The sequence below is a fragment of the Limimaricola variabilis genome (genome assembly GCF_014195545.1).
GTDB lineage: Bacteria > Pseudomonadota > Alphaproteobacteria > Rhodobacterales > Rhodobacteraceae > Limimaricola > Limimaricola variabilis.
Map to the genome: position 1 here is coordinate 1 of NZ_JACIBX010000024.1, position 9,989 is coordinate 9,989.

General features: G+C 65.0%; 9 protein-coding genes. 8 read left to right on the forward strand and 1 reads right to left on the reverse strand.

Annotated features, from left to right (window positions below; genetic code table 11):
- Positions 1 to 319: 319 nt before the first annotated feature.
- The 8 genes from fucP to FHS00_RS17895 all read left to right on the forward strand — a co-directional run bounded on the left by fucP (position 320) and on the right by FHS00_RS17895 (position 8,754).
- Complete coding sequence (gene fucP, locus FHS00_RS17350) at positions 320 to 1,612, forward strand: L-fucose:H+ symporter permease (protein ID WP_183475357.1); 1,293 nt, start codon at positions 320 to 322, stop codon at positions 1,610 to 1,612.
- A 74-nt stretch (positions 1,613 to 1,686) separates the two neighbouring features.
- Positions 1,687 to 2,607, forward strand: a complete 921-nt coding sequence (locus FHS00_RS17355) for a LysR family transcriptional regulator (protein ID WP_183475358.1) — start codon at positions 1,687 to 1,689, stop codon at positions 2,605 to 2,607.
- 126 nt (positions 2,608 to 2,733) lie between these two features.
- Complete coding sequence (locus FHS00_RS17360; RefSeq protein ID WP_183475359.1) at positions 2,734 to 3,729, forward strand: Bug family tripartite tricarboxylate transporter substrate binding protein; 996 nt, start codon at positions 2,734 to 2,736, stop codon at positions 3,727 to 3,729.
- A gap of 101 nt (positions 3,730 to 3,830) precedes the next feature.
- Positions 3,831 to 4,349, forward strand: a complete 519-nt coding sequence (locus FHS00_RS17365; RefSeq protein ID WP_183475360.1) for a tripartite tricarboxylate transporter TctB family protein — start codon at positions 3,831 to 3,833, stop codon at positions 4,347 to 4,349.
- The gene (locus FHS00_RS17370; RefSeq protein ID WP_183475361.1) at positions 4,346 to 5,869 is read left to right on the forward strand and encodes a tripartite tricarboxylate transporter permease; all 1,524 of its coding nucleotides are present in this window, start codon (positions 4,346 to 4,348) and stop codon (positions 5,867 to 5,869) included. The genes FHS00_RS17365 and FHS00_RS17370 overlap by 4 nt, the downstream gene beginning before the upstream one ends.
- Before the next feature lies 1 nt (position 5,870).
- On the forward strand, positions 5,871 to 6,722 hold the full coding sequence (locus FHS00_RS17375) for a shikimate dehydrogenase family protein (RefSeq protein WP_246391464.1): 852 nt from the start codon (positions 5,871 to 5,873) through the stop codon (positions 6,720 to 6,722).
- A gap of 2 nt (positions 6,723 to 6,724) precedes the next feature.
- Entirely contained in the window at positions 6,725 to 8,626 is a 1,902-nt protein-coding gene (locus tag FHS00_RS17380; RefSeq protein WP_183475362.1) for a bifunctional sugar phosphate isomerase/epimerase/4-hydroxyphenylpyruvate dioxygenase family protein, read from the forward strand.
- Complete coding sequence (locus tag FHS00_RS17895; RefSeq protein ID WP_281372333.1) at positions 8,623 to 8,754, forward strand: carboxymuconolactone decarboxylase family protein; 132 nt, start codon at positions 8,623 to 8,625, stop codon at positions 8,752 to 8,754. The genes FHS00_RS17380 and FHS00_RS17895 overlap by 4 nt, the downstream gene beginning before the upstream one ends.
- 102 nt (positions 8,755 to 8,856) lie before the next feature.
- Here the strand turns inward: FHS00_RS17895 and FHS00_RS17385 are convergent, their stop codons facing one another.
- Complete coding sequence (locus tag FHS00_RS17385) at positions 8,857 to 9,801, reverse strand: AEC family transporter (protein ID WP_183475363.1); 945 nt, start codon at positions 9,799 to 9,801, stop codon at positions 8,857 to 8,859.
- Positions 9,802 to 9,989 lie beyond the last annotated feature (188 nt).

The window sequence follows — 9,989 nt, forward strand, 5'->3', positions numbered from 1 at the left end:
GTCAACTGCGCGTATACACGTCCCATACTGGAAAACTCCTGCTTGATAGGGCATTGTTTTCAAACAAGAGTCGCAGTTGGAAGTAGCGCGCGCCCATCCGTAGTAATGGGGCGCGTAAGCGATCGCCTACAAAGCGCATCGAAGGCAGTATAGGCGGAACACTGTCCCTAATTCGTCATTCCGCGAGAAATATTATGCCCGCAGTCGACGGCTCGGGCTCTTCGGCACTGGCATGTCCCAGCGGACGCTTCCAAAAGGCGCCGCGCAACCGCGGCCCGACATGTGGTTGCGGTTCCCGGAGGCTCGAGAGGGAGAACACATGAACCAGCCTACACGATTCCTGCATGCCGGCATGAAGCTGCCCTTCATGCTCATCGTCACCTGTTTTGCCGCTTGGGGCATCGCGGCCAACATGACCGACCCGCTGGTGCAGGTCTTCTCCAAGATCTTCTCGATGAGCGCGTTGCAATCTTCGCTGGTGCAGTTCGCCTACTACGGCGCCTATTTCTGTCTGGCCCTGCCAGCAGCCTTCATCAATCGACGTTACTCCTACAAGACCGGCATCCTGGTCGGGCTGGGCTGCGCCATCGCGGGCGCCTTCCTGTTCTATCCGGCCAGCATTGCCATGACCTATGGCTTCTTCCTGGTGGCGCTGTTCCTGCTGGCGGGCGGGCTGTCGATCTTGGAGACGTCGGCCAACCCCTTCGTCATCGCCATGGGACCGGAGGCCAACGCCACGCGCCGGCTCAACCTCGCCCAGGCTTTCAACCCGGTCGGCACCAATATCGGCGTGTTCCTGTCGGCGGCGCTGATCCTGCCCAACCTGAACACCGCCGACGCGGACGTGCGCGCCGCGATGGGAGCGGACGCGCTGCGGGCGCTGCGCGCCGAGGAATTGCAGGCGGTAATGGTCCCTTACGTCGGCTTTGCCGTCGTGCTGGTCGCGATCTGGATTGCGATCGCGCTCAGCCGCATGCCGACGCCGAGCGAGCGCGAGCTCGAGGCCGGTCACGAGGTGCATTTCGGGGCGACGCTGAAGCGGCTTCTGAAGAACCGCCATTACAGCTTCGGCGTGGTGGCGCAGTTCTTCAACGTTGCCGCCCAGACCTGCGTCTGGACCTTCACCCTGCAATACGCGATGGCCGCGGTCGGCACCGACGAGGCCGGGGCCGGCTGGTATCTGCAAGCCAGCTTGCTGGTGTTTCTGGTGTCGCGCTTCGCGATGGTCTGGGTGATGGGCTTCGTCCGGCCTGCGCTGCTGCTGGCCGGCCTGGCGCTGGCGGGGGCAGGGCTTGCGCTCTACGCCGCGCTGGTGCCGGGTTTGTCGGGGTTGTGGGCCGTGGTGATGATCTCGGCTTGCCTGTCGCTGATGTTCCCGACCATCTATGGCATAGCCTTGGAGGGACTGGGCGAGGATACCAAGTTCGGCTCGGCCGGGCTGGTAATGGCGATCCTGGGCGGCGCATTGCTGCCGCTGGTGCAGGGCGCGGTGATCGATGTCGCCGGCGCGACCTTCTCCTATGTGGTGCCGGCCGCGGCCTTTCTGGTCGTGATGGGATACGGGCTGTTCGACTTCGCTGCCGTGCGCGGCGGGGCGGCCCGGACGGCCTGAAGGCGGTCGCGTTTCGCAGTTGCCCCGCCCGCCGTGTTGTCTAACCCTGTGCGGCGGACGGGGAGGAATACGACATGCGGGACATGACCCTGCGCCAGGTCGAGGTGGTGCGTGCCGTGATGATGACCGGCACCATCAACGGCGCGGCCACGCTGCTGGGTGTCTCGGCGCCCGGCATCAGCCGGCTGGTCAAGCACACCGAGGAGTCGCTCGGGCTGCGCCTGTTCGAACGCAAGGGCGGGCTGTTCGTGCCGTCGGTCGAGGCCGGGCCGATCTTCGAGCAGATCGGCCGGGTCTACCATAATGTCGAGAACCTGACCTATGCGATCGCCTCGCTCCAGCGCGGCGAGGACGCACAGCTGGCCTTTGCCTCGGCCCCCTCGATTGCCCAGTTCATCGCCGCGCGCGCGATCCGCAGGCTCAGGCGGCGCTGGCCCGATCTCTACATCGATCTCAATATCCTCAAGATCGAGGAGACGCTCGACTACCTGCTTCTCGAGCGCGGCGAGTTCGTGATGATGAGCTATCCTGTCGAGAACCCCGCCATCGAGAGCGAACCGGTGGCGACGGGGCGGCTGGTTGCGGTGGTGCCGGAGGATCACCCGCTGGCCGCGTGCGAGACGGTTTCGGTCCATGAACTCGCGCGCGAGCCGCTGATCGGGGTCGATCCGACCGATCCCTACGGCGCAATCCTGCTCGCCCCCTTCGAGGCGGCAGGCCTCAACCCGCGCCAGTCGATGCGTGGCCGCTTCGCGCAGACCGTGGTGAGCCTCGTGCGCCACGGGCTCGGCGTGGCGCTCATCGACGAGTTCTCGGTGGCCGAGGTCTACATGCCGGGGCTGGTGCGGATCGCGCTCGAGGAGGACAGTTCGATCACCGCCTATGCCTGCCGCAAGAAGGGCAGGGTGTTGTCGGGCTTCGCCGAGCAAGCGATCGCCGATCTGCGCGCGGAGCTGACCGGGGCGGTGTCGAGACGCGACTGGGCCGGGCCATAGAATTAACATCAGGTTAATGCTTGGCCAATCTCGGCATTTGACGTTATCGCGGCCGCCGGGTCATGATGCTCCTTGTCGCACGGGCATGGGAGCGCCCGGCACACAACCGATCCTTGGGAGGATAACATGAAGACGCTGTTTACGGGCGCGCTGGCCGCGCTTGCTTTTACTGCCGTTCCGGCGCTGGCCGAATACCCCGAGAAAGAAATCCAGGGTATCATTCAATGGGGCGCCGGCGGCTCGACCGACACGGTGATGCGCGCGGTGACGCCTCATGCCGAGGAGGTGCTCGGTGGCAAGGTGGTGATGCAGAACATGACCGGCGGCGTCGGAGCCATCGCGGTCAAGTTCGCCTCGGCTCAGGACGCCGACGGCTACACTCTGCTGATGGGCGCCGAGAACCCGCTGCTCTACAAGGTGATGGGGCTGGGCGATATCGACTATTCGAGCTTCGTGCCGGTCAACGTGATCGCGCGCGGTGTGCCGATCCTCGTGGCCAACAACGATGCACCCTTCGACACGCTCGAGGAGATGGTCACCTATATTCAAGAGAACCCGAACGAGGTGAAGTTCGGCTCCACCGGCCCGGGTGGCCTGCCGTCGGTGGTTACCGCGATGCTCCAAAGCGAGATCGAGCTGCCAGTGACGGCGGTGCCCTATGACGGCGACGGTCCGGCACTGACCGCGCTTCAGGGCGGCGCGATCGACGTGATGCCTGCCGTGCTCGGCGCCTCGATCGAGGCGATCAAGGCCGGCCGCATCAAACCGCTGGCGCTGATCGATACACAGGCGAACGAGGCTCTGCCCGACGTGCCGCCGATCACTGAGGCCTACCCGGCTTTCGAGACCTACTTGCCTTGGGGTCCGTTCTTCGGTGTCTTCGTCAAAGAGGGCACCCCCGACGATGTGGTCGCCAAGCTCTCTGAGGCCTATGCGGCGGGCGTCGAGAACGCCGATTTCCAACAGCTGATGGACGACCGCGGCTTTCAGGTGATGAACATCTCCGGCGACGAGGCGCAGGAATTTCTCGACAAGTGGCAGTCCGTGACCAGCTGGCTGGTCTACGACGCCGGAATCGCCAAGGCCTCGCCCGAGGAATTCGACATCCCGCGTCCCGAGTAACGCGGACCGGCGGGCCGCCGCGCGCGGCCCGCCCCCTTTCGGGGCCGTCTCGGCCCGTACATTCCCTTTCCCGCGTCCATGCCCCGCCAGGGAGGCGATTCATGCACGATCCATCCAAGAAGATGCCCGGCGAGACCGCCTTCGCGGTGGTCCTCGTCGGGTTGAGCGGTTTCCTGCTGTGGCAGGCGATCCTGATCTCGGGCTTCGAGGCGTTGTCCTCGCCCGGGGCGTTCCCGATGGCCGCGGCCTTCGCGATGCTGGTGACCTCGGTGGCGATACTGATCAAGACGCTGCGGCTGCGCGAGCGCATGGCGCTGCGGTTCTTCACGGACGTGGCCCCGCCGGTGATCCTGGCGATGTTCGCGATGATGCTGGGCTATGCGCTGCTGCTGAAGCCGCTGGGGTTCCTGCCGACATCGCTGCTGTTCCTGACCCTGTCGATCTTTGCGCTGCGCCGCCGGGGCCTGCTGTGGTCCTTCGGCGTCTCGCTGGCCTCGCTGGCGTTGGTCTATGTGATCTTCCGGCTGGTGTTCACCGTACTGATGCCGTCGGGCCTTGTGCCCGAAGGCGAGATCCTGGCCTGGCTGGGCAACCTGTTCTCCGGGGGTGACACGCAATGACCGAAGCGCTGCAATTCTTCCTGATCTCCTGGCTTGACCTCAAGCTTCTTGGGCTGGTCGCGCTTGGCACCTTCGCGGGCATCTATGTGGGCGCCATCCCCGGCCTGTCGGTGACCATGGCGGTGTCGATCCTTATCTCCTTCACCTTCGCCTGGGACGTCTACCCGGCGCTGTGCCTGATGGTCGGCATCTACATGGGCGGCGTCTATGGCGGCTCGCGCACCGCGATCCTGCTCAACATCCCCGGCGCGCCTTCGGCGATCGCTACCGCGCTCGACGGCTATCCGCTGGCGCAAAAGGGACAGGCCGGTGAGGCGATCGGGCTGTCGACCGTCATGTCCTTCGTCGGCGGCTTCATCGGCATCGGCGTGCTGGCGGTGGCGGCACCCTTCGTATCGGAGTTCGCGCTGACCTTCCAGCCGCGGGACTACATGCTATTGGCGATCCTCGGCATCCTGCTGGTCGGGTCGCTCTCGGGTGAGAGCCTGCTCAAGGGGGTGTTCGCGGGCGCGCTTGGTCTGTTGATCGGCGCGGTCGGCCTCGATCCGCTGACCGCTGAAGAGCGCTTCACCTTCGGTATGGTCGAGCTGTGGGGCGGGATCTCCTTTATTGCGGTGATGATCGGGCTGTTCGGCGTCTCCGAGGCGCTGACGCAGCTGCATCACATCGACAAGGCGGCGGTGAAGCAGACCATTGGCCGGATCGTGCCATCCTGGCGGGCGGTCGGGAAATACCTGCCGCTGTCGCTGCAGACCTCGTCGATCGGAGTGATCATCGGCGCGCTGCCGGGGACGGGGGGCGACATCGCGGCGCTGATGGCCTATGATCATGCCAAGCGGGTCACCAAGAAGCCCGAGGTGCCGTTCGGCGAGGGCGCGGCCGAGGGACTTGTGGCGCCCGAGACCGCCAACAACGCCGCCGTCGGCGGCGCCTTCATCCCGATGCTGACGCTGGGCATTCCGGGCGACGCGGTGACCGCGATCATCATCGGCGCGATGTTCATCCACGGGCTGAACCCGGGACCGATGCTGATGATCGAGCAGCCGCAGATGTTCTGGTTCATCACCGGCGCGCTGGTGCTGGCCAACATCTTCATGCTGATCTTCGGCCTGACCGGCATCCGGTTGTTCACCAAGATCGTCGAGATGCCGCGCGCGGTGCTGATCCCGCTGATCCTGCTGCTATCGATCGTCGGCGCCTACGCAGTCAACAATTCGATCACCGACGTCTATTGGATGCTGCTGTTCGGCGCCTTCGGCTACCTGCTCAAGACCTACGGCTACCAGGTCGGCCCCGTCATTCTCGGCGTGATCCTGAGTCGGCTGATCGACGAGAACTGGCGCCGGGCGATCATCTCCGAGCAGGAGGATCTGGGAAGGCTGTTCATGGGCGTCCTCACCAGCCCGCTGTCGCTGGTGCTGTTCGGCGCCGTCGTCTTCATCTTCATCAGCCAGACCCCGCTCTGGACCGGGTTGCGCGCTCGCTTCGGCACCGCGCGGGCCCGGGGCGACGGGGTCTGACATGCCAAGGGACCATACCATGCTAGGCGACACGCTCCGTCTTGGGTTGATCGGCGATAACATCCGCGCCTCGCGCTCGCCGCTGCTGCACCGCATCGCCGGTGAGATGCTGGGGATACCGACCGTGTATGACAGCCTGATCCCCGCCGAGCTCGGCCGGGACTTCGACGCAGTGTTTGCAGATTGCGCCGCGACTCGGGCCGGGATCAACGTCACCTACCCTTACAAGGAGGTCGCGGCGCGTAAGGTCACCGTCGACAACCCGCTGGTGCGCGGCATCGGCGCGGTCAACACCGTGCTGTTCGAGGCCGACGGGGCAAAGGGGCATAACACCGACTTCACCGGCTTCAAGGCTGCGCATGCCAGGGTGCGCGGCGCCACGGCCCCGGGCACGGTGCTGATGATCGGCACCGGCGGCGTGGGCCGCGCGGTGGCCTTCGGGCTGGCAGGGCTGGGCGCCACCGCGCTGCGGCTGGTAGATCGCGATCGCGCCAAGGCCGAGACGCTGGCAGTCGAGCTCCGCGCCGCGGCGCCGGCGATGACGGTCGAGGTAGCGGGCGACGCCGAGGGCGCGGCGCGGGGATGCGACGGGCTGATCAACTGCACGCCGCTCGGTATGGACGGCTATCCCGGCACGCCGCTGCCGCGCGCGGCGATGGCGGGCGCGGCTTGGGCTTTCGACGCGGTCTACACGCCCGAGGACACGCAGTTCCTCATCGATGCGGCAGCCGAGGGCTTGCAGATCATTTCCGGCTGGGAGCTATACTTCTACCAAGGCGTCCACGCCTCGCGGCTCTTTACCGGACGCAGCCTTGACGAAGACGCGCTGCGCGCCCGGCTCAGGGAGGACTGATCATGCGCCGCTCCATCGCCACCGTCTCGGTGCCCGGCAATCTGCGCGAAAAGCTCGAGGCGATCGCTGCCGCAGGCTTCGACGGCATCGAGATCTTTGAGCAGGATTTCATAGCCGAGGCGGGAAGCCCCGCCGAGATCGGTGCGATGATCCGCGACCACGGGCTTGGAGTCGAGATATTCCAGCCGTTTCGCGACTTCGAGGGGCTGGTCGGTTCGCGCCGCGTGAAGGCCTTCGATCGGGCCGAGCGCAAATTCGACCTGATGCAGCAACTCGGCACAGATCTGGTGCTGGTCTGCTCGTCGGTGGCGCCCGATGCCATAGGTGGCATAGACCGCGCGGCGGACGATTTCCGTGAACTGGGCGAGCGGGCGGCGAAGCGCGGCCTGCGCGTCGGTTACGAGGCGCTGGCCTGGGGGCGGCACGTCAACGATCATCGCGATGCTTGGGAGGTGGTGCGTCGCGCCGACCATCCCAATGTCGGGCTGATCCTCGACAGCTTCCACACGCTGGGTCGCAAACTTGACCCCGAAACGATCCGCCGTGTTCCAGGCGACCGGATCTTCTTCGTGCAGCTTGCCGACGCGCCGATGATTGAAATGGACCTGCTCTACTGGTCTCGCCACTTCCGTAACATGCCGGGCGAGGGCGATCTCGATGTGACGGCTTTCATGCGGGCGGTCATGGCCACCGGTTATCGCGGGCCGGTCAGCCTCGAGATCTTCAATGACCAGTTCCGGGGCGGGCGGCCCGAGACGGTGGCCCGCGACGGACATCGCTCACTGGTGCACCTGCTCGACCGGGTGCGGCGCGAGGAGCCGGGGGTCGAGGTAGGCCTGCCCCCCATCCCCGACCGGATCGCCGCCACCGGGGTCGAGTTCATAGAGTTTGCAACTTCCGCTGCCGAAAGCGGCGATCTGACCCGCCAACTTGCCGCACTCGGCTTCGCGCGCACGGGACGGCACCGAACGAAGTCGGTCGAGCTGTGGCAGCAGGGCAAGATCCGAATTGTGGTCAATACCGAGACGAGCGGCTTCGCGCACAGCGCCTACGTCACTCATGGCACCGGGATCTGCGACATTGGCATCGGCGTGTCGGACGCGGCCGCAACTATGGAGCGAGCACGTGCGCTCGGCGCGAACCCCTTTCATCAGCCGGTCGGGCCGGGCGAAACCGACATTCCAGCGATCCGGGGTGTCGGCGGCTCGGTGATGCACTTCATCGATGACAGCGCCGATCTCGCCGGGGTCTGGGAGCGCGAGTTCGTTGCTGAGGCCGACGCAGGATCAGGTACAGGGGGGGACGATGCCGGCCTGACCCGCATCGACCATCTGGGCGAGACGATGGCCTATGATGAGATGCTGAGTTGGGCGCTGTTCTACACTTCGATCTTCGATCTCGCGAAATCCCCGATGGTCGACGTCGCCGATCCCGACGGGCTGGTGCGTAGCCAGGCGATCGAGGCGCCCGAAGGCACGCTGCGGCTGACATTGAACGGCGCCGAGACCCACCGCACCTTCGCAGGCCGCTTCCTCGCCGACAGTTTCAATTCGGCCGTGCAGCACACCGCCTTCGCCTGCGACGACATTCTTGCCACCTCGACCGCATTGACGAGGATAGGCTTTGCGCCGCTGGCGATCCCGTCGAACTATTACGATGACCTCGCTGCACGCTTCGATCTGGATCCCGCCCTGCTGGCCCGCTTGCGGGCTGGTCAGATCATGTATGACCGGGATGCAGGAGGTGAGTTCTTCCAGCTTTACTCCCAGCCGACGCCGGGTGGGCTGTTCTTCGAAATCGTCGAACGGCGCGGCGCCTATGCGGGCTACGGCGCGCCGAACGCGCCGTTCCGTATCGCGGCCCAGAAGCGGTTGGTTCGGCCAAAAGGGATACCAAAATCATGAACGGTATCACGGATGCGGGTTTGCCGACGTACCGGCGCGTCCTGGACGACGCGCATGTCGACCGCGCTGAGGCGGCCCGGACCGGCTTCGTTGCGCCGTTTCGGGCGCTGACTACCGATGCAGCCTGAGGCCATGTCTGGAGCCGCAGCACGATCAACGACCGCGAGCGCTCGAGGCTGACTTCGATTTTGTAATAGCTCTTTAAGTGGGAGTCTGCGCGACCCCGGTAATCATGGCAGAGCCAGCCACAACACGACGCTAATCGTTACGAATGACATGGCAGTCATCGCCAGCATTGCGACAGCCGCGCTGCGCTCCTGACCAAAGCGCTGTGCCAGAATCGGGTAGATCCCCATTGCTGGCATGGCTGACATGATAACCGCCGCAGCCGCGAGGCCCTCGTCGCGCACATCTAGCCCGGCAGAGGCCATCGCGATGAGTCCCAGCCCGACAGCGAGCGGGTGCAGCAGCAGCTTGCCGACTACCACCGGTATCACCGAGCCGTTCACCGCACTAAGCGGCAAGGTGGCCAGCGTGCCGCCGATCACCGCCAGCGACAGCGCAGCGCTGGAGTTCGCAAGGGTGTCGACCGAGCGCTCGATCAGTAGGGGCAGCTGCAAGCCGAACCATGAAATCGCCATACCGAACGCCAGCGCGAGGACGATCGGGTTGCGGATCAGCCGCGCACCGATCATGAGTGCCAAGCGGTGCCCACCCTGTCCAGCCGAACTCGCCCGCTCGGCCATAACCAGCACCAGCGGAATCATCACCAGGTTTTCGACCACCATGTTCATTGCCAGCGCCGAGGTAGCCACGGATGGCAGCGCCATGAGAAGCACTGGGTAACCGATGAAGCCGCTGTTCGCGCAAGACATGCCCATGGCATGAAAGGTGCTGGCCTGTGGCGAATGATCTCGACGCCGCATCCACCAGTATCCCGCCAAGAAAACCGCGAGCGAGCCAAAGAGCATCGCGGCGAGATAGCCGGGATCGGCAATCTCGCTCAAAGGGCGTTGCGTCACCGCTCGGAAGATCAGAGCTGGCAATGCGAAGCTGACAACAAATTTGCCCAGCGTTGCCGTGTCGCTCGCGCCGAGCACGCCCATCCGCACGGACAGGTAGCCTACGCCAATCAGGACGAAGATCACGCCAGTGGTCGAAAGAATGTCGAACATGAACCCTCGTATTGCGACCGGCAAAAAGCGTAAGAATCCGGCCGTTGAAGGTCTCGGCACCTCCGGCCATGCTTGTTAGACCACCCTGGTTCTTAGGGTCAGGACTCGTTAACCCTCAAAGCCAGAACATGACGGTCGCGGCCAGGGCGATGGCAGAAAGGAAGACCTTCGGGCATCTGTCGTAGCGC

Excerpts from the sequence above, each read along its gene's own strand:
- fucP (WP_183475357.1), top strand. The coding sequence starts at position 320 with ATGAACCAGCCTACACGATTCCTGCATGCCGGCATGAAGCTGCCCTTC.
- FHS00_RS17355 (WP_183475358.1), top strand. The coding sequence starts at position 1,687 with ATGCGGGACATGACCCTGCGCCAGGTCGAGGTGGTGCGTGCCGTGATG.
- FHS00_RS17360 (WP_183475359.1), top strand. The coding sequence starts at position 2,734 with ATGAAGACGCTGTTTACGGGCGCGCTGGCCGCGCTTGCTTTTACTGCC.
- FHS00_RS17365 (WP_183475360.1), top strand. The coding sequence starts at position 3,831 with ATGCACGATCCATCCAAGAAGATGCCCGGCGAGACCGCCTTCGCGGTG.
- FHS00_RS17370 (WP_183475361.1), top strand. The coding sequence starts at position 4,346 with ATGACCGAAGCGCTGCAATTCTTCCTGATCTCCTGGCTTGACCTCAAG.
- FHS00_RS17375 (WP_246391464.1), top strand. The coding sequence starts at position 5,871 with ATGCCAAGGGACCATACCATGCTAGGCGACACGCTCCGTCTTGGGTTG.
- FHS00_RS17380 (WP_183475362.1), top strand. The coding sequence starts at position 6,725 with ATGCGCCGCTCCATCGCCACCGTCTCGGTGCCCGGCAATCTGCGCGAA.
- FHS00_RS17895 (WP_281372333.1), top strand. The coding sequence starts at position 8,623 with ATGAACGGTATCACGGATGCGGGTTTGCCGACGTACCGGCGCGTCCTG.
- FHS00_RS17385 (WP_183475363.1), bottom strand. The coding sequence starts at position 9,801 with ATGTTCGACATTCTTTCGACCACTGGCGTGATCTTCGTCCTGATTGGC.